Here is an 18,921-nt window from a genome sequence, read left to right as displayed (position 1 = left end):
GAACGGCACCCTGCCGCCGACCTGTCGAACGCTACGCGCGGTGCCTTCAGAGCAGGCCGCGCGGGTGCGATCAGAGCAGGCCGCGCGGGGTGCGATCAGAGCAGACCGCGCGCACCGAGCCAGGCTGCCGGGTCGACGGGACGGCCACCCACGATGACCTCGAAGTGCAGGTGTGGTCCGGTCGAGACCCCGCTGCTGCCGACCGCGCCGACCTGCTCGCCCACCGTCACGACCTGCCCCACGGCGACGTCGATCCGGGACAGGTGGCCGTAGCGCGTCTGCAGGCCGCCCGCGTGCTGCACCAGTACCTGGTTGCCGTACCCGCCGGACACCCCGGCCGAGACCACCCGCCCGGGCATCGCCGCGACCACCGGCGTGCCCGTCGCCGCCGCGAAGTCGAGTCCCTGGTGGTTCGTGGAGCACGCGCCGCAGCCCGCGACCCAGCGGCCACCGAAGCCCCCTGCCGTGGGGACACTGCCGGCGACCGGGCGGACGGCAGCGATGCCGTCGTCGCCGTCGAGCGCGGTGGTCGGCCCCGTCGGCGCCGTCGGCACCGGCGGCGCGGCGACCGCGAACCCGTCGCGCACGACGACTCCGCCGGGTCCGGCTGCGGGCACGGTGAAGTCCTGCGTGTCCACCGTGACCGCCCGGTCGGACGTCGGCACGGTCGCACCGACCGTGCTTGCCGCAGCTTGTTGGGGCGTCGTCGCCGTCACGAGGAAGCACGCCACGACGGCCATCACGGCCAGCGGCAGCGGCGCGGTCGCCCGAAGGGCCCCGCGGACAGTGCGGGCGACGTGGGCAGTGCGAGCGACGGGGGCAGTGCGAGCGACGGGGGCGCCGCCGGTCGTGGGGCGCCGCGGTCCGTCGGGCCGTCGTGGACCCGGGCGTGCGAGTCGTCGTGGGTGTCGGGCGAGCAGCTCGGTCGGCGGTCCGGCAGCAGCGCGCCGCCCGTGGGGCCGGATGGGCTCCGCGACGGCGGGGGTGGGCACCGCCGCCGCGGAGGTCTGTGCGGCGACCGCCCGGTTCGCCGCGTCGCGGGCCGCTCCGCGGGGACGGAGCGGGAACGCCGGCGTCGTGGTCACCGGCGGCCTCAGGCGCGGACGACGCCGTCGGCGCTGATGCGGTCGAGCTCGTTGACGACGGCATCGACGACGGCCCGGGTGATGGCATCGGCCACGGCTTCGACCAGGGCGAGCTGGTCGGCGCACACCACGTGGTCGCGCTGCGCCGACACCAGGGCGGCAGCGGGGATGTCGTCGATTGCGGCGATGAGTGCTGCGGGCACGAACGTCGAACGCGACGGCTGCATCGGCGCGGAGATCGGCGAGACCGGAACCGTGCGCACGAGTGCAGCGCGCTCGGGTGCGGTCGCCGCCGGCGCACCGGTCGTCGTGGTGGAGCGGACGTCGGCGCGTCGGGCGATGGCGTCGAAGAGCGGGGTGGTCGACATGCTGCGGTCCTTCTGATCAGGGGTTCGGTCGGGGTGCCCCCATTGAACCACTGATATTTATGATACGCAATACCGAGCATCAGGATCGCCGACTGTCAGTCCGGCTGGACAGCCTCGCCCGGGTCGTCCCGGTGCAGCGCCCGCCGCACGCGCTCGACGATCGTCGCCGGCGGGTTGTTGTAGGCGTTCGCGGGTTCCTGACCGCTCATCGCCTGGATCGCGGCCATCACCGCGTCGGTCGCATGGCGTCGGGCACGGCCGGACGCCGCATCGCCGTACGACGACAGGTCCAGGGGCTCGCCGAACTGGATCGTCACGCGGGCGAGCTTCGGGACCTTCGCGCCGACGGGCTGCACGTCCTCGGTGCCGGACAGCGCGACGGGCACCACGGGCGCGCCGCTGGTCAACGCCAGCCAGGCCACCCCGGTGCGCCCGCGGTAGAGCCGACCGTCGAGCGAACGGGTGCCCTCGGGGTAGATCGCGAACGCCTCGCCGTCACGCAACCGTGCGAGCCCCAGGTCGAGGGCCTGCTGCGCCGCCGCACCAGCACCGCGCTCGACGCCGATCGCGCCGATGCCGCTGAAGAACGCGCGCGACACGGCGCCGCGGAAGCCCGTGCCCGTGAAGTACTCCTGCTTCGCCAGGAACGAGACCTTCCGCGGAGCCATGATCGTGATCGCGGGCGAGTCGATGAACGAGCGGTGGTTGCTCGCCAGGATGACGGCACCGCGCTTCGGGACGTTCTTGCGGCCGATGATCTTCGGTCGCCACAGCACCCGTGCGAGCGGCGCGACGACGGCGCGACCCAGCACGGTGGTGAGCATCGACGAACCGGGCACCAGCGACCTCCTCGGGCGGGAGGTTCCGAGTGTAGTGACCGGCGGACCGACCACATGCCGCACCCGGCATGAACCGGACAGGGGCGCTTCGCGCTACTCCGACGCGGCGACCACGTCGAGCACCGCACGGCCGTACGACTCGAGCTTGGCCGCACCGACGCCGGAGATCTCGGCGAGCTGATCGACGTCCGACGGACGGACGGCAGCGATGCCTCGCAGGGTCGCGTCGTTGAACACGACGTACGCCGGCACCCCCTGCTCGCGCGCCTGTGCGGCACGCCATGCGCGCAACGCCTCGAACAGGCCCACGGCCTCTTGTGGCATGTCCGTGACGACCTGACGGCGCGAACGGGATGCTCGCGGGGCCTTGACGGGATCGCGGCGCATCAGGACCTGCACACGACCGGACAGCACGTCGGCACTGGTCGGGCTGAGCACGACCGTGCCGTACCCGTCGCCCGACACCGCCGCGTACCCCTGGGCCAGGACCTGTCGCGCCACGGTGCGCCACTCGCCCTCGGACAGGTCGGCGCCGATGCCGAACGTCGCAAGCGTGTCGTGGTGGAGTTCCTGCACCCGGGGCGAGGACTTGCCCACCAGGATGTCGACCAGGTGTGCGACGCCGTACCGTTGGCCGCGCTCACGGTCGAGCCGCACGATGGTGGACAGGAGCTTCTGCGCCGGGACGGTGCCGTCCCACGACTCCGGTGGGGCGATGCACGTGTCGCAGTTGCCGCACGCGGTGGACTCCTGCCCGAAGTACGCGAGCAACCGCACCCGGCGGCACTCGATCGTCTCGCACAGGGCGAGCATGGCGTCGAGGTGGGCGCTGAGCTGCCGGCGGTGCGCTGCGTCACCCTCGGACTGGTCGATCATGCGGCGCTGCTGCACGACGTCGTTCAGACCGTACGCCAGCCACGCGGTCGACGGCAGCCCGTCGCGCCCGGCACGACCGGTCTCTTGGTAGTAGCCCTCGACCGACTTGGGCAGGTCGAGGTGGGCGACGAAACGGACGTCGGGCTTGTCGATGCCCATGCCGAACGCGATGGTCGCCACCATGACGATGCCGTCCTCGCGCAGGAACCGGGACTGGTTGCGTTCGCGCACCCGCACGTCGAGGCCCGCGTGGTACGGCAACGCCGCGATGCCCTGGTCGACCAGCGCCGCGGCCGTGCGCTCGACGGAGTTGCGCGACAGGCAGTAGACGATGCCGGCGTCGCCGCGGTGCTCGGTGCGGATGAAGGTCAGCAGCTGCTGCATCGCGCCGGTCTTCGGTTCGATGCGGTACTGGATGTTCGGCCGGTCGAAGTCGGCGACGAAGTGCTCGGCGTCGTCGAGGCCGAGCCGTGCGGAGATCTCGCGGTGGGTCTGCGGCGTGGCCGTGGCGGTGAGCGCGATACGCGGCACGGTCGGCCAGCGCTCGTGCAGGATGCTGAGCTCGAGGTAGTCCGGGCGGAAGTCGTGCCCCCACTGCGCCACACAGTGGGCTTCGTCGATGGCGAAGAGCGCGATGCGGGCGCGGTCGAGCAGCGACCGCGTGGACTCGAGCTTCAGCCGCTCGGGCGCCAGGTAGAGCATGTCGATCTCGCCCTGCACGACGGCGCGCTCGACCCGGGCGCGTTCGTCCGGAGCCTGCGTGGAGTTGAGGAACGCCGCCTTGACGCCGTTGGCCGCCAGGGCGTCGACCTGGTCCTGCATCAGGGCGATGAGCGGCGACACCACGACCCCGATGCCGTCTCGCACCAGCGCGGGCACCTGGTAGCAGAGCGACTTGCCGCCACCCGTGGGCATGAGCACCAGGGCATCGTCACCGGCGACGACGCGGTCGATGATGGCGGCCTGTTCACCGCGGAAGTCGTCGTAGCCCCACACCCGCCGCAGCACCTCGAGCGCCGCCGACCGCGACGGAGAGGGCGCGACGGCAGCCGTGGAGCTCATGGCACCAGCCTACGGGCGACCGGGGACACCGATCGCGTTGTCCACAGGGCCAGATGCTGCGGACCCGACAGCGGCATCGGACCCGACCGTGCCATCGGACCCGACCGTGGCGGTGGACCCGGCCACGCCCTCGGAGCGAGCCGGTGCACCCGACCAGGTCGCGCCTCCGGGACGGGTCCAGCGCTTGCCACCCGCCCAGACCGGCACCGGGCCGCGGAAGCGCGGCGCCTCGGAACCCGGGAACCGTCGGTCGAGCTTCCGCCAGTGCGCCAGGGCCTCGACCATCCCCCAGTACGCCAGCGACGAACCGAGCGAGAACAGCCAGCTGCCCCAGGTGCTGTTCGACGAGTCGAGCGACACCTTCGACCAGCCCGGCGCCTGCAGCACGAAGATCATGATGTTGTTGAACGCGTGCTGCAGCACCGTGGCCTCGAGACCGCCGGTGCGGATCACGATGATCGCGGCGACCAGGCCGAACGAGCCGACGTCCAGGATGCCCCACACGTTGTAGCCGTTCGGGATGTGCAGCAGCGCGAACACGACGGTCGACACCACGACGGCCACCACCGATCCGACGATCCGGGCCGGGATCCACGATCCGATCCACTGCATCAGGAAGCCACGGAACACGTACTCCTCGGCGGCGCCCTGGAACGGCACGAGCACCACGACCATGGCGATCGTCAGCGTGAGCGTGCCGAGCGTCACGGTGGACTGGCCGATCGCGGCGTGGTTCCAGCCGAAGCCGCCGTCGAACGTGAACATGCCGTCGGACGAGAACAGCCCGGTCTGCAGGATGAACGACGCCACGGCGATGACGAGTGTCGGCAGCACGCACCACGCCGCCCAGCCCCAGCGCACGCGGAACCGCACCGACGACAGCGTGTTGGCCGGCCCCAGGCGCGCGATCTTCACCGCGAACAGGATCCCCGGCAGCAGCACCACGAGGGACACCAGCGAGAGGGACAGCACGAGCGGATCCGTCGGGTCGAGGGCACCGCTCGTCAGGCTCTGCTCGAGGTCCATCAACCCCTGCGCACCCTGCGTCGCACCGATCGGCACGAAGTACGCGACCGTGATCAGGATCTGCGTGACGACGTACCACCCGGCCAGGAACGCCAGCGCGACGAGCGGACGCCACCACCGCCAGCGGCCGTCGACGCGGAACAGTCGGGTGTAGGGAACGCTCACGCAGCGCAGGCTACCGGGCACGGCAGGATGGGACCCGTGATCACGGTGCTGCTCGGGCTGGCCGGGGCGCTCGTCTACGGGTTCGCGGACTTCCTGGGCGGGGTCGCCTCGCGCCGCGTGCGTCCCGTCGCCGTCGCCGCGATCGCCGCAGCCGTCGGGATCGTCCCGCTGCTGGTCGGGCTGGCCGTGTTCGGCGGGCGGTTCTCGTGGCAGGGCACGCTGTGGGGTGCCGCCGGGGGGCTGGCCGCATCGGTCGCGGTGCTGCTGCTGTACGCGGCGCTGGCGATCGGCCCGATGAGCGTGCTGTCGCCCGTCACCGCCGTCTTCGCCGCCGTGGTGCCGGTCGTGGTCGCGCTGGTGCGTGGGACCGTGCTGTCGCCCCTCGCCGTCGGCGCCCTGGTCGTCGCCGTGGTGGCGGTCGTGCTGGTCGCAGCGGTGCGTGACCCGGGTGGAACACGCGTGACCGCACGGGGCCTGGTGCTGGCTGCGGTCGCCGGGTGCGGGTTCGGCGGGATCGTGCTGGCGTTCAACGAGACGCCCTCGGACTCGGGCATCGCCCCGCTGGTGGTGGCGCGGGTGCTGCAGGCGGTGCTGCTGGGTTCGGCGGCCGCCGTGTCGGCGCTGGCCGTCCGTTCTGGAGGCGCGGCAGACCCGGTGACGTCGGCCGCCGTGGCGGGGTCTGCCGTGCCTCCAGGACGGTGGCTGCGCTCCGCGGACGGACGGCGGTTGATCTGGGTCGTCGTCGGGTGCGGCGTCTTCGACGCGCTGGCCAACGTGTGCATCCAGGCGGGGCTGCACTCGAGCGGCGACCCGGCGACGCTGCCCGTGATCAGCGTGCTCAACGCGCTGTACCCGATCGGCACGGTGGTGCTGGCCGGGGTGGTGCTGCGGGAACGGCTGACGGCGCTGCAGGGTGCCGGGATCGTGCTGGCGCTCGGCGCCTCGGTCACGCTCGCGCTGGCGTGAGCGGTAGCGCTCAGTCGTCGGCGATCAGGCGCTTCCCCATCGAGACCGTGTGGTCGTCGGTGTAGCCCAGCGACGCGTAGAAGCCGATCACGTTCTCGTTGCCGGTTCGCACCTGCAGGTTGACCTTCGGGCAGCCCAGGTCCAGCAGCAGCCGTTCGAACTCGGCCATCATCCGGCGGCCGAGGCCCGAGCCCTGCAGGTCGGGGCGGACGGCGAGGTAGTTCACCCAGCCGCGATGCCCGTCGAAGCCGGCCATGCCCGCGGCGACGACGGTGCCGCTTTCCTGGGTCGCGACCAGGAACAGCTCGGGCTGGACCGTCAGCTTGCGCGCGATGTCGCGTCGCGGGTCGTTCCACGGGCGGACCAGACCGCACGACTCCCACAGGGCGACGACCGCTTCGGTGTCGGCCGGAGCGAACGGACGGATCACGTGGACCATCCCGTCACGGTACCGGTGTTGTGGAGAACACCGTCTTCAGCGGTTCGCCGTGGTCTGATAGACCTGAGCATCGTCCACCTCGACGCTCGTCCGACCGGATCAGGAGCCACGTGACCACCCACGAGACACTCCCCCCGCCACCGAGCGCACCGGATGCCGCCCCCGCGCACCGGGGTCGCGGCCGTCGGCCCCGCCAGACGGTGGGTGGCGCGCTCGTCTCGCTGCTGGCCGAACTGCTGATCATCGCGGGCGCGGGGACCGGGCTGTACGTGCTGTGGACCGCGTGGTGGACCGACGTCGTCGCCTCGCAGCACCAGTCCTCGCTCGTCAAGGACCTGGGCCAGACCGAGGCGCCCACCTCGAACCCCACGCCCACCGAGCACCGCGACCAGGCGCCCGTGCTCGCCGAGCCGCCCGGGTTGTCCACGGTCTTCGGCACGATGCAGATCCCCCGCTTCGGCGCGGGCTACGACCAGCCCATCGGCGAGGGCACCGACCGTGAGAAGGTGCTCAACACCATCGGGCTCGGGCACTACCAGGACACCGCGATGCCCGGCGCCGAGGGCAACTTCGCCGTCGCCGGCCACCGGGTGACCTACGGCAAGCCGCTCAACCAGATCGCCGACCTGAAGACCGACGACGCGATCGTCGTGCGCGTGACCGACAAGGACAAGGGCTTCGACGTCTGGTACGTCTACAAGGTCACCGACAGCCAGATCGTCACGCCGGACCACATCGAGACGATCGCGCCGGTGCCGAACCAGCCCGGCGTCGAACCCACCGCCCAGGACCGCTGGCTCACCCTGACCGCGTGCCACCCGATGTGGTCCGCCAAGGAGCGCTACATCGTGCACGCCAAGATGGACTACTGGATGCCGGTGTCGGACGGCACCCCGAAGGAACTGTCGGAGACGCCCAAGTGATCTTCCCCCTGGTCTGGCGACTGCTGCCCGGCCCCACCGCACTCAAGGTCATCGAGCTCGTCGTGCTGCTCGTGGCGATCGTCTTCGTGCTGTTCACGTGGGTGTTCCCGTGGATCGCGGCGGACATCCTGCCGCCGCCCGACGGGACGGTCGACACCTCGACCGCGCCGACGCCCTGACCGTCAGACGGTCGTGGTGACGTGTGAGCCGCCGCCCGGGCTGCGGCGCACGGCGATGCGCTCGGGGATGCGCTGCTTGAGTTCTTCGACGTGACTGACGATGCCGACCTGTCGACCGCCGGCCGTCAACCGGGCGAGCTGGTCGACCACGCCGTCGAGGGTCTCCGGGTCGAGCGTGCCGAAGCCCTCGTCGACGAAGAGCGTGCCGAGCGAGACGCCGCCGGCCTCGGCCTGCACGACGTCTGCCAGCCCGAGTGCCAGGCACAGCGACACCGTGAAGGTCTCGCCGCCGGACAGGCTGCGGGGGTCGCGGGTGGTGTCGGTGGTGTGGTCGCGGACCGCCAGCGCCAGACCCGTCCGACGTGAGCGGGTGCCGGTCTCGCGTTCGTCGGAGGTCTCGAGCGTGAACCGCCCGCCCAGCATCGTGCGCAGCCGGTCGTTGGCGGCGGCGACGACGTCCTCGAACCGGCGCATCAGCACGTAGGTGCCGAGCGTGACGCCGGTGGTGTTGTGCCCGGGCGCACCCGCCGCGATGTCGGCGAGCCGGACGACGGCGCGACTGCGCGCCGACGTCGACGCGCGTTGGGTGAGCGCCCTGGCGAGGTCGGCGGAACACCGCTCGGCCGCGACCGCGCGGTCACCGGTCGTGGCTGCGGTGCGGATGGCCTGGTCGAGGGCCGCTGCTGCCTGCGCGGTCACGACACGGGCACGTTCGAGGTCGAGCGGGACGTCGTCGGTGTCGTCCTGCGCGGCGGCGACGACCGCGGGTTCGGCGAGCCCGGCGTCGACGACGGCGCGCTCGCGGTCGGCGTGGTCGACCTCGGCGCGCAGACGAGCCGCGTCCGCGGGGTCGAGCACGGCGGCCCGTGCGGCGGTGACGTCGGCGAACTCGTGGTCGGCGACGACCTGCGCAACCTCGGCCTGGCGCTCGGTGACGGCCGCGTCGGCCGTGCGACAGTGCTCGTCCGCGTCGGCGACGGCCCGGAACGCGGCGACCCGGTCGTCGAGGGCCGCGACGGCGTCGGACAGCGTCGTGTCCTCGGGCTCGTGGGACGTCGGGTCATCGGGCGTCGGGTCGTCGGACAGCGTCGTGTCGTCGGACTCGTGGGACGTCGGGTCGTCGGGCGTCGTGTCGTCCGGAGTCGTGTCGTCCGGAGTCGGGTCGATCGATGCCGCGACCACGACAGTGCGTTCTGCTGCAAGCGTGCGCTGCGCCGCCTGGACCGCCCGCGTGTCCTGCTGCAGTCGGGCGTGGTCCGCCTCGGTGGTCGCCTGGAGCACCTGTCGTCGGGTGGCGACGGCGTTGCGGTCGCGTTCGAGCGCGCGGGTCGCCTCGTCGTGCGCGGTCTTGGCGCGCTCGTGCTCGGCGACGCTGGTGGCAGCGTCGTGAGCGACCCGCAGCCGTTCCGCGGCGGCCGCGGCGCGGTGATCGAGTGTCTCGGGGTCGGCGTCCCCGACGACGGCCGTCAACCGGTCACGCTCGGCACGCTCGAGCGCCAGGTCGGTGGCGGCCTCGGCGAGGGACTGCTCGGCCCGGCGTGCGGTGTCGACGGCCGCCTGGATCTGCGACGGCGTCGGGTGGTCGTCCTGCGGGGTCGCGACGGCGGGGTGGTCGACCGAACCGCAGACCGGGCAGGCGTCGCCCGGCGCGAGTGCCGCGCCCAGCTCGCCCGCAAGCCCGGCGATCCGGCGTTCGCGCAGGTACTGCTCGGCCTGCACGGCGGCGGTCGCCGAGGTGCGGGCGGCCGCGACGGCTGCCTGGGCCGAAGTGACCCGCGAGCGCACCGCATCGAGCGCCGTGTGTGCGGCGCGGAGCACCTGGACGGCATCGGCGTCGTGCTGGGCTGCCTGCGCGTCGGCGGCCACGATCGCCGCGTCGTGCGAGGCCGCGACGATGCGCGCCCGTTCGTCCGGACGGTCCTGCAGCGCCTGGTCGAGGTCGCTGAGCTGCGCCTCGAGCGACTCGGCGTCGGTCCGGGCTGCCTCGAGTGCACGGACCCGCCCGGGCAGGGATTCGGCCACGGGGACGAGGTGGCGCACGTCGGACGCCACCCGGGCCAGACGGTCACGCTCGGCTGCCGCGTCCAGGTCGGTGACGCCGTGGCGTGCCCGCAGTGCGTCTCGGTCGTGGTGGGCTCGCGCGGCCCGGGAGAGCGCTGCATCGAGCCCGTCGGCGACGGCCGCCACCCGGGCCGCGCGCTCCCCCGACGCGAGCCGGACCCGCGCGGCGTCGACCGCGGCGGACGCCTGGTCGAGCGCTGCCGAACGACGCAGGAACCCACGACGGCGGTCGAGCGCGGCGACCCGCGCGACGACGGCCTGTTCGTGGTCGGTGGCCGCGCGGGCAGCGGCAGCGGCCGTGACCCGGGCAGCGTCGGCGGCATCGGCCTGCGCACGCAGCTGGGCCGCGAGGGTCGGCGCCGACGACTCGTCGGCATCGGGGGTGCCCGATGCCTCGGCGAAGCGCGCGAGGGCGTCCCGCACGCGGGCGTCCGCTGCGTCGACCTCGGCCGCGGCGGCGCGACGTCGGGTGGCGAGTTCGTCGGCCGTGCGGTCGTAGATCTCGGTGCCGAACAGCGACTGCAGCAGCTTGCGGCGGTCTTCGCCGGGCGCGCGGAGGAACCGGGCGAACTCACCCTGCGGCAGCACGACGGTCTGCAGGAACTGCGCGCGGTCGAGTCCGACGATGCGTGCGACCTCGGCACCGATCTCCTGCGCACGGGCGGACACGGCGTCGCCGACGGGATCGGTCGGGCTGGTGAGACGGCTGAGGGTGGCCGAGGCGTTCTGCCGGACGGTACCGGTGCCGCGCTGCTTGGGGCGCTCGTACTGCGGCGTGCGACGGACGCGGAACACGCCGGCACCCGTCTCGAAGACGAGCTCGACGTACGGCTCGACCGCGGGGTCGGCGTGCTGGCTGTGCAGACGGTCGCTGCTGGCGTCGCTGCCCGCGAGCCCGCCGTACAGCGCGAAGACGACGGCGTCGATGATGGTCGACTTGCCGGATCCGGTGGGCCCTTCGAGCAGGAAGACCCCCGAGGCGGCGAGCGCTGCGAAGTCGATCGTGACGCGGTCGGGGTAGGGGCCGATGGCGCGCAGGTCGAGGCGGTGCAGGTACATCAGCGTGCCGCCCGGTCCTGCTCGGACAGCGACGCCGCCGCGGCTTCGTACGCGTCACGCAGCACGACGAGCTCGTCGTCCGTGGGAGCGGCACCCGTGGCGTAGGTGACGAAGTCGGCCGTGACCTCGACCGGGTCGGACGTCGCGGTGACGGCACGACCCGATGTGCGTTCCAGTGCGTCGGCCGGTTCGTGGGTGATGGCGAGCGCGTGCGGGAAGCGGTCCTTGACCCGGGCGTACATGCGCTCGGGGTGCACGGCATCGGTCACCGCGACCCGCACCCAGGCGTCGGCGTGCTGCGCGTGCGCGCCGGACTCGATCGCGTCGATGGTGTCGCGGACGTCGACCAGCGGCCGGGGCACGGGCACCGGCAGCAGCTCGACGGTGACGCTGCCGTCGGCGGCCAGGTCGACGAGGGTCACCGACTTGACCTGGTGCCGCTCACCGAACGAGAACGCCAGCGGCGACCCGGCGTACCGGAGGCGCTCGGAGCCGCCGACGCGCTGCGGACCGTGCAGGTGCCCGAGTGCGACGTAGTCGAAGTCCGCGAACACCGACTCGGCGACGCGGTCGACGCCGCCGACGCGGATGTCCTGTTCGCTGTCGCTCGGTTCGGCGCCACCGACGAACGCGTGTGCGACGACGACCGAGCGCGTACCGGGTCGGGTGTCGAGGTCGGCCCGGATGCGTGCGACCGCGGCACCGACGACGGCCTGGTGCGAGCGGGCGAGGGGTTCGTCGGGCACGTCGGCCAGGGCGTACCGCACCAGGTCGGGCTGCAGGTAGGGGATGCCGTAGACCGCCACGGCACCGTCGGGGTCGTCGACCAGGACCGGGTCGGCCACGTGTGCAGGTTCCGCCAGGATGCGGACGCGGTCGTTCATCACGCCGGACCCGAACCCCAGTCGGGCCGCCGAGTCGTGGTTGCCGGGCGTGACCACCACGGTCGCCACCGCGGCGAGCCGCTCGAGCGCCGTGGAGAGCATGCGGACGGCGTCGACGGGTGGGATCGCCCGGTCGTAGACGTCGCCGGCGATGACGACCAGGTCGACCGAGCGCTGCACGACGACCCCGACCAGGTGGTCGAGGAAGGCTGCCTGGTGTGGCAGCAGGTCGGCCCCGAGCAGGGTCCGGCCCAGGTGCCAGTCACCGGTGTGCAGGATGCGCATGCGGCCACGGTAGCCGCGACGGCGGACATCCCCGGACGCCGCTCCCGGACCTGTGGAGAACCCGGGCCGCGTCAGGCGCAGACGACCGAGGTGAGCCCGAGCACGTTCACCACGCGCACGTTGACGAAGTCCGTCGACGTGGTGTTCGCGTTCCACCCGGTGCTGCCGAAGTCGGCCTGCACCTGGACCTTGTAGGTGGTCCCCAGGTTGAGCAGGCCCTGCGCGACGAGACCGGCGCTGGTGGCCTTCGGGCCCGCGGTGGTGATCTGCGATCCGTTGCCCAGGACCACGTACCCCTTCGGCTCGTCGGCGGGTGCGACCCAGGAGATGGTCACGGCGTTGCTGCCGTTCGCGGCGCACTTGAGACCGGTGGGCGGCGCAGGGACCGCGGCGCGCATCGTCCCGGTCACCGCCGCGGTGGTGTTGGTGAACGGACCGGCGATGGCCTCGGCTGGCACCAGCAGGCCGACGCCGCCGGCGACGATGAGCACAGTGGCCGCGGCACCGCCCCGACGCAGTCGGTGCCGGTGCCGTGTCCGACGGCGCGCTGCCCGACGCGAGCCGGCGTCGCGACGCACCAGGACGTGCCGGCCGGACCGTCTCGCGGACGGTGGCGACGCGAGCGGGGCGAGCAGGGCCTCCAGGCCGACACCCGGACCCGGACCCGGACCCGGACCGTCGTCGTCGGAAGGATCCGACGGGTCCGACGGGTCCGACGGGTCCGACGGTGCCCGCCGCAACGAGCCGTCCACCGTGCACAGCCACAGCACCGCGGCGAACGCCAGGACGAGCAGCGCGACCTTCGCCCACTCGCCACCGCGCATCCAGACGATCGGCGTCGCGACGAACGGGATGCGCAACGAGCCGACCCCGTGCACGGCGGAGCGTTCGAGCGGTGTGGAGTCGTCGCCCGGGTTCGCATCACCCTTGGTGGTGATCGTCCGGTCCGGCCCGTCCGCCACGGCCCGGTGCAGCCGCAGGTGTCCTGGCTGGTCGGGGTCGTCGGCGAGCAGGACCTGGCCGAGCCGGAGCGCTGCCGGAGCGACCGGACGTGAGACGACCACGTCGCCGGGACGCAACCGCGGCTCCATCGACCCGGTCATCACGGTGGTGGGGTGCCATCCGAGGACGGCGGGGGCGGCAGCCCACAGCGCCATGCCGAGGAGTGTCACGACCACTGTGCGGGCGAGGGTCGCGACGACGACGCGTCCCCACGCGACGGCATCCCGGGCGGCACCGTGCGGTGGGCGACCACCGTGCACTGCGATGCTGACCATGACTGCCTCCACGTGGGGACGGGACGACCCGATCAGCTGTTCTGGGCCTCCCACGTCAGGCCGAGGGACGCGGTGGTGCCCTGCACCGAGTTGGGTGCGGTCGGCGACACGGTGTAGGTGATGCGGTAGACGCGGGACTCCGAGGCGGTGCCCGTCGGTGCCCAGCTGCCGAGGCCGTTGGCGAAGCTCGTGCTCGCGGTGGCGAAGCTCGCGAGGGTGGAGTTCGCCGGGGTCAGGGTGCCGTTGGTGGTGGCCGGCGTGAAGCCCGAGCACGAGCCGAACCCGCCACCGGTGCCCTGCTCGATCACGATCGCGGTGTTCGACGCGAGCGCGCTCGACGTCTGCGCGTTGGTGGCGTAGAGCTTGACGGTGGACGCCAGCGACCCGGTGGAGGTCACCGTGATGCAGTTCGCGCCGGTGGAGCCGGGCTTCAGGCCGGTGGCGGTGAAGAGCGCGGTGTTGTTGTCGTCGTCGCTCAGGGCGACGGAACCGGCGGTCCAGTTGCTGGTCGGGTTGACGGTGGTGGCCGAGAAGGCCGAGTAGGACGCGGTGGAGACGACGGCACCCGAGGCGACGAGGGCGGCGGGGATGGCGATCCAGGCGGCGAGACGAGCGGCGCGAGGGGTGACACGAGACATGGCGGTACTCCCGGAGGAAGAGATCTGATCGGTGGGTGGCCCGGATCCGCGGTGGTTGGTCGCGCTGCAGGCCGATGTGGTGCGTGGTGCCGTGTACTGGTTTGGTACGGCGATCAAGTTACTTGCGTTCCGTGATGCTCACAAGGGCGAGCAACACCCCCAGTGCTGGGGGGTATCTCAATCCTTGAGATACTTGTTGACTGAGTGGCACAGCGGCATGCCCGTGCCGCACGGAACACCCACCCGAGAAGAGCCCGATGACGGACCTCCGCATCACCGCAGTCCCCGAATCCCCCGCGCCCGCCACGATCGACGGCGTTGCGGACACCGACCTGGGACGACTGATGACCGCGTTCCGGCTGCTGCAGACCCAGCACGCGCGGGTGCTCCACCACGAGAGCCAGGCGCGGGGCCTCAACGCCACCGACAGCCGCTTCGTGTTCTTCCTGGCCGCGGCCGACGGTGCGGGGGTCACCCCGAAGCAGTCCGGCGAGTACCTCGAGCTGTCCACCGGCGCGATGACGTCGCTGATCGACCGACTCGAGCAGCGTGGACACATCGAACGCCGCCCCAACCCGAACGACCGGCGCAGCATCCTGCTGCACCTGACCCCGTCCGGCGAGACCGTCGCCCAGCAGATCGCCGCCGTCTACTCCGCGTCGTTCCGCGAGGTCGTCGCCCCCGACGAGCGCCAGGCCCTGACCGACGCCTTCACCCGACTGGGCCAGGCACTCGGCCGACGCTCGGCACGTGCGAGCGTACGTTCGGGGGAATGACCCCCAGCGAAGTCCTCATCGAGGCGTTCTCCCGCATCCCTCCGACCGTCGCCGGCGCCGTCGACGGGCTCTCCGAAGACCAGCTCGCGGCCCGTCCGGCCGCCGGCGCGAACACGCTGGCCTGGCTCGCGTGGCACATCGCCCGGGGCCAGGACGCGCAGGTCGCCGACCTGGCCGGCAGCGAGCAGGTCTGGACCGCGGACGGCTGGTACGACCGGTTCGGCCTGCCCTTCGCCCCCGAGGCGCTCGGCTACGGCATGTCCCGCGACGAGGTCGGCCGCGTCCGGGCGTCCGCCGCGCTGCTGACCGGGTACCTCGACGCGGTGCACGAGCGCACCGTGGCGTACCTCGGCACGCTCGGCCCGGACGACCTGGACCCCGTGGTCGACGACGCGTGGGACCCGCCCGTCACCGCCGGCAGCCGCATCGTCAGCATCCTCAACGACTGCACACAGCACGCCGGCCAGGCCGGTTACGTGCGCGGCCTGCTGTTCTTCCAGAACTGACGGCCCGGGGCCGGACCAGACGACGGACGGGAGGCCCGGTGCCAGCTGGCACCGGGCCTCCCGTCTGCGTCGTGGTGGCGGACCGCCGGCCGAGACTCGGCCCCGCGGACACGGTGCGGATTCCGGACGGCGGGATCTGTCCGCCTGGCCGAGACTCGGCGCGGCCTGCGCGGCCGGCGCGGCCAGCGCGGCCGGCGCGGCCGGCGCGCGTCAGCGCGCGGCGAGCTCCGCCACGATGCCGTCGCCGGGCGCGGCCGGCTCCATGTCCGCCTGGATCTCGGCGCGCTCGAGGATGCCCTCGATCTTGCGGATGCGGCCACGGGGGACGATCGTGACGACGGTGCCCTCCTTGCCGGCACGACCCGTGCGGCCGGAGCGGTGCATGTACGCCTTGTAGTCGTCCGGCGCATCTGCCTGCACCACGAGCGACACGTCGTCCACGTGGATGCCGCGGGCGGCGACGTCGGTGGCGACGAGCACGTTCACCCGGCCGCTGGTGAGCAGCTGCAGGTTGCGGGTCCGGCGCGCCTGGTTCAGGTCCCCGTGGAGCGAGGTCGCACGGATGCCGGCGTCCTCGAACTGGTCGGCCAGACGCTCGGCGTAGGCGCGGGTGCGGGCGAAGACGATGGTCTTGCCCTGGCCGGCGACCAGCTCTTCGAGCAGCTGGTCCTTCTGGCGCTGCTCGACCACGAGCACGCGGTGGTCGATCGTCGAAGACGCCTGGTCCTCGCCGGCGACCTCGTGCACGCTCGGCTCGTGCAGGAACTGCTCGACGAGCGCCGCGACCTGGGTGTCGAGCGTCGCGCTGAACAGCAGCTTCTGTGCACGGTTGCCCTGCGGGGTGACCTGCGCCGTGGCCTCGAGGATCTCCTGCACGGGCTCGAGGAACCCGAGGTCGCACATGTGGTCGGCCTCGTCGAGCACCGAGATGACGACCTCGCTCAGGTCGAGCGTGCCCTTCTTCATCAGGTCCTGCACACGGCCCGGCGTGCCGACGATGATGTCGACGCCGCGCTGGAGTGCGCCCTCTTGCCGGCCGTAGGGGACGCCGCCGTAGATCTGCGTCGTGAACAGGCCGACCGAGCGGGCGATCGGCTGCACCGTGCGGTCGATCTGCAGTGCGAGCTCACGCGTCGGCGCGAGGATGAGCGCACGCGGGGCGCGGCCCATCTTGCGCTTCGTGCCGCCGCCGTGCTCCATGAGCTTCTCGACGAGCGGGGCGCCGAACGCGATGGTCTTGCCGGAGCCCGTGCGGCCACGGCCGAGCACGTCCTTGCCGGCGATCACGTCGGGGATCGTCGCCGCCTGGATCGGGAACGGGCTGTTCGCACCGAGCTCGGCCAGGGCCCGCGAGATGTTGCCACCGATGCCGAGGTCGGCGAAGGTCACGCCCTCGACGTCGGATGCGACGGTGGACTCGGCCTGCAGCTTCGCGAGCTTGACGTCGTCGGCGGGGACGAAGTGGCCGCGGTCGTCGCGGGTGTCGCGGGTGTCGCGGCGGGGGGCACGGTCGTCGCGGGTGTCGCGGCGGGGCGCGCGGTCGTCGCGGTCGAAGCGGCGGGCCGGACGCTCGTCGGCGTCACGACGCGGGGCACGGTCGTCACGGTCGAACGTGCGCGGGGCACGGTCATCGCGGTCGAAGCGACGCGGGGCACGCTCGTCGCGGTCGTCACGGCGGGGGGCGCGGTCATCGCGGTTGAACGTGCGCGGGGCACGGTCGTCGCGGCGGGGGGCGCGGTCGTCACGGTCGAACCGACGGGCCGGACGCTCGTCGGCGTCACGACGGGGGGCGCGGTCATCGCGGTTGAACGTGCGCGGGGCACGGTCGTCACGGTTGAACGAACGGGGGGCGCGGTCATCGCGGTCGAACCGACGGGGGGCGCGGTCGTCACGGTCATCACGACGCGGCGCACGGTCGTCACGGTTGAACGAACGGGGCGCACGGTCGTCACGCTCGAAGCGACGCGGGGCACGGTCGTCACGGTCGTCGCGACGGGGCGCACGATCGTCGCGGTTGAACGAACGCGGGGCGCGGTCGTCGCGGTTGAACGAACGCGGGGCGCGGTCGTCGCCACGGGCCGGACGGCCGGCGCCGCGGGGCTCCCAGGTGGAGCGGCCGGCGTCGCGCGGCTCCCAGTTCGGACGGCTCGGGCGCTCGCCCTGCGAGGAACGGTTGCGACGCTCGTCGGCGTCCCACCGCTGCTTCTGGCGCGGTGCGGTCGGCTCGGCGGCGCGGAAGCCGCGGTGCTTGCTGGAGCGAGCGGCAGGGGTGCCGTTCGGGTGACGGGCTCGGTCGGCGCGCGAGTTCGCGCCCTTGTCGTACGGGGCCATGAGTTCTTTCCGGGGTGCAGACGTACCACGCGGCCCGGCAGCGACATCGGCGGGGGCGGCTCGTGGAGAGGGGGTTCATCCCGTCGTCGGTTCGACGTGATTCCAGCCCTCGAACTACACAACACCCAAACACGTCCGTGGCTCGCGAGCCACGGTGTCGAAGGCCGACCGAGCGAGTCTACGGGACCACCGGCCCGTTGGCCAGCCCCGTCGGCGACGGCGGCGCTGTGGCGGAGGTGCGCCGGGCCTCCCGTCCGGGTGCCGGTGGGTCAGGACTCCGCGAGCCGCTGCCGCTGCTCGGCCACGTCGAAGTCGGCGGCGGGCCAGGACAGGTGCATGTCCTCGAGCGCGCGGAGCAGCAGCTGCTGGACCGCAAGCCGGGCGTACCACTTGCGGTTCGCCGGCACGACGTACCACGGGGCGACCGCGGTCGAGGTGCGGTCGAACGCGACCTGGTAGGCGTCCTGGTACTCGTCCCAGAGCAGGCGTTCGTCGATGTCGCCCGGGTTGAACTTCCAGTGCTTGTCGGGACGATCCAGTCGGTCACCCAGGCGTTCGCGCTGCTCGTCCTTCGAGATGTGCAGCATCACCTTGACGATCGTGGTGCCCTGCTCGGCCAGCCGGTTCTCGAAGTCGACGATGGCGCCGTAGCGGCGCTCGATCTCCTCGGGCGGCGCGAACGACCGGACCCGCTGGATGAGGACGTCCTCGTAGTGGGACCGGTCGAACACACCGAGCTGCCCGGCGCTCGGCACCTGTCGTTCGACGCGCCACAGGAAGTCGTGCTCGCGTTCCTCGGCCGTTGGGGCCTTGAAGCCGGCGTAGTGCACGCCGTTCGGGTCGACGGCTCCGACCACGTGCGCGACGATCCCGCCCTTGCCCGCGGTGTCCATCGCCTGCAGGACCAGCAGCACGCGACGCTCGTCGCCCGTGGTGGCCGCGGCCCACAAACGTTCCTGCAGCGCCGCGAGCCGGTCCGCGCCCGCGGCCAGGGACTCGAGCCCGTCGATCTTGCGGCCCGGGAACCCGGGAGTGCCGTCGGGGTCGACGTCGGCGAGCCGGAAGCCCTCGTCGACACGGAGGAGCGGTTCGGGATCGGCGTTCCAGGCCTTGCGACGGCTCACGGGTCCTCCAGGGTCGACGGGTGTCCCGCTCATCCTGGCACCGGCGGGTGAA

General features: G+C 72.6%; 17 protein-coding genes. 5 read left to right on the top strand and 12 right to left on the bottom strand.

Translation table 11 applies throughout. The features are described from left to right. Nucleotides 1-95 precede the first annotated feature (95 nt). The 5 genes from MT346_RS16130 to MT346_RS18495 all read right to left on the bottom strand — a co-directional run bounded on the left by MT346_RS16130 (nucleotide 96) and on the right by MT346_RS18495 (nucleotide 5,421). The gene (locus MT346_RS16130) at nucleotides 96-665 is read right to left on the bottom strand and encodes a M23 family metallopeptidase (RefSeq protein WP_243564107.1); all 570 of its coding nucleotides are present in this window, start codon (nucleotides 663-665) and stop codon (nucleotides 96-98) included. 428 nt (nucleotides 666-1,093) lie between these two features. Then, nucleotides 1,094-1,453 carry a hypothetical protein gene (locus tag MT346_RS16125; RefSeq protein WP_243564106.1) on the bottom strand — a complete coding sequence of 120 codons (360 nt, stop codon included), beginning with the start codon at nucleotides 1,451-1,453 and terminating at the stop codon, nucleotides 1,094-1,096. A gap of 95 nt (nucleotides 1,454-1,548) precedes the next feature. Next, nucleotides 1,549-2,277, bottom strand: a complete 729-nt coding sequence (locus MT346_RS16120; protein WP_243564160.1) for a 1-acyl-sn-glycerol-3-phosphate acyltransferase — start codon at nucleotides 2,275-2,277, stop codon at nucleotides 1,549-1,551. A 108-nt stretch (nucleotides 2,278-2,385) separates the two neighbouring features. Continuing rightward, nucleotides 2,386-4,230 carry a DNA helicase RecQ gene (recQ, locus tag MT346_RS16115; RefSeq protein WP_243564105.1) on the bottom strand — a complete coding sequence of 615 codons (1,845 nt, stop codon included), beginning with the start codon at nucleotides 4,228-4,230 and terminating at the stop codon, nucleotides 2,386-2,388. 9 nt (nucleotides 4,231-4,239) lie between these two features. After that, on the bottom strand, nucleotides 4,240-5,421 hold the full coding sequence (locus tag MT346_RS18495; RefSeq protein ID WP_243564104.1) for a CPBP family intramembrane glutamic endopeptidase: 1,182 nt from the start codon (nucleotides 5,419-5,421) through the stop codon (nucleotides 4,240-4,242). A gap of 36 nt (nucleotides 5,422-5,457) precedes the next feature. Between MT346_RS18495 and MT346_RS16105 the strand changes: the two genes are divergently transcribed. Beyond that, nucleotides 5,458-6,387 (top strand): EamA/RhaT family transporter, encoded by a 930-nt coding sequence (locus MT346_RS16105; RefSeq protein WP_243564103.1) that lies wholly within the window; start codon nucleotides 5,458-5,460, stop codon nucleotides 6,385-6,387. Between the two features lie 10 nt (nucleotides 6,388-6,397). Here the strand turns inward: MT346_RS16105 and MT346_RS16100 are convergent, their stop codons facing one another. Then, nucleotides 6,398-6,826, bottom strand: a complete 429-nt coding sequence (locus MT346_RS16100) for a GNAT family acetyltransferase (protein ID WP_243564102.1) — start codon at nucleotides 6,824-6,826, stop codon at nucleotides 6,398-6,400. A 110-nt stretch (nucleotides 6,827-6,936) separates the two neighbouring features. Between MT346_RS16100 and MT346_RS16095 the strand changes: the two genes are divergently transcribed. Both MT346_RS16095 and MT346_RS16090 read left to right on the top strand, forming a co-directional pair. Continuing rightward, entirely contained in the window at nucleotides 6,937-7,749 is an 813-nt protein-coding gene (locus MT346_RS16095) for a class E sortase (RefSeq protein WP_243564101.1), read from the top strand. Then, a complete protein-coding gene (locus tag MT346_RS16090; protein WP_243564100.1) occupies nucleotides 7,746-7,928 on the top strand; it encodes a hypothetical protein in 183 nt (60 codons plus the stop codon). The genes MT346_RS16095 and MT346_RS16090 overlap by 4 nt, the downstream gene beginning before the upstream one ends. 3 nt (nucleotides 7,929-7,931) lie before the next feature. Here MT346_RS16090 and MT346_RS16085 read toward each other — a convergent pair whose 3' ends face one another. From MT346_RS16085 to MT346_RS16070, 4 genes are all read right to left on the bottom strand, one after another. Next, nucleotides 7,932-11,048: an AAA family ATPase gene (locus MT346_RS16085; RefSeq protein WP_243564099.1), complete on the bottom strand. Its 3,117-nt coding sequence runs from the start codon at nucleotides 11,046-11,048 to the stop codon at nucleotides 7,932-7,934. Beyond that, nucleotides 11,048-12,217: an exonuclease SbcCD subunit D gene (locus MT346_RS16080; protein ID WP_243564098.1), complete on the bottom strand. Its 1,170-nt coding sequence runs from the start codon at nucleotides 12,215-12,217 to the stop codon at nucleotides 11,048-11,050. The genes MT346_RS16085 and MT346_RS16080 overlap by 1 nt, the downstream gene beginning before the upstream one ends. A 71-nt stretch (nucleotides 12,218-12,288) precedes the next feature. Continuing rightward, nucleotides 12,289-13,494, bottom strand: a complete 1,206-nt coding sequence (locus MT346_RS16075; protein ID WP_243564097.1) for a hypothetical protein — start codon at nucleotides 13,492-13,494, stop codon at nucleotides 12,289-12,291. 32 nt (nucleotides 13,495-13,526) lie between these two features. Continuing rightward, nucleotides 13,527-14,132 carry a hypothetical protein gene (locus tag MT346_RS16070; RefSeq protein ID WP_243564096.1) on the bottom strand — a complete coding sequence of 202 codons (606 nt, stop codon included), beginning with the start codon at nucleotides 14,130-14,132 and terminating at the stop codon, nucleotides 13,527-13,529. A gap of 257 nt (nucleotides 14,133-14,389) precedes the next feature. Here MT346_RS16070 and MT346_RS16065 point away from each other — a divergent pair, with 257 nt between their 5' ends. Together MT346_RS16065 and MT346_RS16060 are read left to right on the top strand one after the other, a co-directional pair. Beyond that, nucleotides 14,390-14,908 carry a MarR family winged helix-turn-helix transcriptional regulator gene (locus MT346_RS16065; RefSeq protein ID WP_243564095.1) on the top strand — a complete coding sequence of 173 codons (519 nt, stop codon included), beginning with the start codon at nucleotides 14,390-14,392 and terminating at the stop codon, nucleotides 14,906-14,908. Continuing rightward, nucleotides 14,905-15,414, top strand: a complete 510-nt coding sequence (locus tag MT346_RS16060) for a DinB family protein (RefSeq protein ID WP_243564094.1) — start codon at nucleotides 14,905-14,907, stop codon at nucleotides 15,412-15,414. Before MT346_RS16065 ends, MT346_RS16060 begins: the two co-directional genes overlap by 4 nt. 210 nt (nucleotides 15,415-15,624) lie before the next feature. Here the strand turns inward: MT346_RS16060 and MT346_RS16055 are convergent, their stop codons facing one another. After that, the gene (locus tag MT346_RS16055) at nucleotides 15,625-17,745 is read right to left on the bottom strand and encodes a DEAD/DEAH box helicase (protein ID WP_243564093.1); all 2,121 of its coding nucleotides are present in this window, start codon (nucleotides 17,743-17,745) and stop codon (nucleotides 15,625-15,627) included. Between the two features lie 269 nt (nucleotides 17,746-18,014). Continuing rightward, entirely contained in the window at nucleotides 18,015-18,869 is an 855-nt protein-coding gene (locus tag MT346_RS16050) for a polyphosphate kinase 2 family protein (RefSeq protein WP_243564092.1), read from the bottom strand. Nucleotides 18,870-18,921 lie beyond the last annotated feature (52 nt).

It is taken from the genome of Curtobacterium sp. VKM Ac-2922 (genome assembly GCF_022815645.1).
Lineage (GTDB): Bacteria > Actinomycetota > Actinomycetes > Actinomycetales > Microbacteriaceae > Curtobacterium.
Note: the sequence above shows the minus strand (reverse complement) of the source record. Positions and strands in the feature narration are given on the sequence as shown.

Bases quoted from the DNA above. Each gene is read 5' to 3' on its own strand.
- MT346_RS16125 (WP_243564106.1), bottom strand. From the start codon at position 1,453: ATGTCGACCACCCCGCTCTTCGACGCCATCGCCCGACGCGCCGACGTC.
- MT346_RS16120 (WP_243564160.1), bottom strand. From the start codon at position 2,277: ATGCTCACCACCGTGCTGGGTCGCGCCGTCGTCGCGCCGCTCGCACGG.
- recQ (WP_243564105.1), bottom strand. From the start codon at position 4,230: ATGAGCTCCACGGCTGCCGTCGCGCCCTCTCCGTCGCGGTCGGCGGCG.
- MT346_RS16100 (WP_243564102.1), bottom strand. From the start codon at position 6,826: ATGGTCCACGTGATCCGTCCGTTCGCTCCGGCCGACACCGAAGCGGTC.
- MT346_RS16085 (WP_243564099.1), bottom strand. From the start codon at position 11,048: ATGTACCTGCACCGCCTCGACCTGCGCGCCATCGGCCCCTACCCCGAC.
- MT346_RS16080 (WP_243564098.1), bottom strand. From the start codon at position 12,217: ATGCGCATCCTGCACACCGGTGACTGGCACCTGGGCCGGACCCTGCTC.
- MT346_RS16075 (WP_243564097.1), bottom strand. From the start codon at position 13,494: ATGGTCAGCATCGCAGTGCACGGTGGTCGCCCACCGCACGGTGCCGCC.
- MT346_RS16070 (WP_243564096.1), bottom strand. From the start codon at position 14,132: ATGTCTCGTGTCACCCCTCGCGCCGCTCGTCTCGCCGCCTGGATCGCC.
- MT346_RS16065 (WP_243564095.1), top strand. From the start codon at position 14,390: ATGACGGACCTCCGCATCACCGCAGTCCCCGAATCCCCCGCGCCCGCC.
- MT346_RS16060 (WP_243564094.1), top strand. From the start codon at position 14,905: ATGACCCCCAGCGAAGTCCTCATCGAGGCGTTCTCCCGCATCCCTCCG.
- MT346_RS16055 (WP_243564093.1), bottom strand. From the start codon at position 17,745: ATGGCCCCGTACGACAAGGGCGCGAACTCGCGCGCCGACCGAGCCCGT.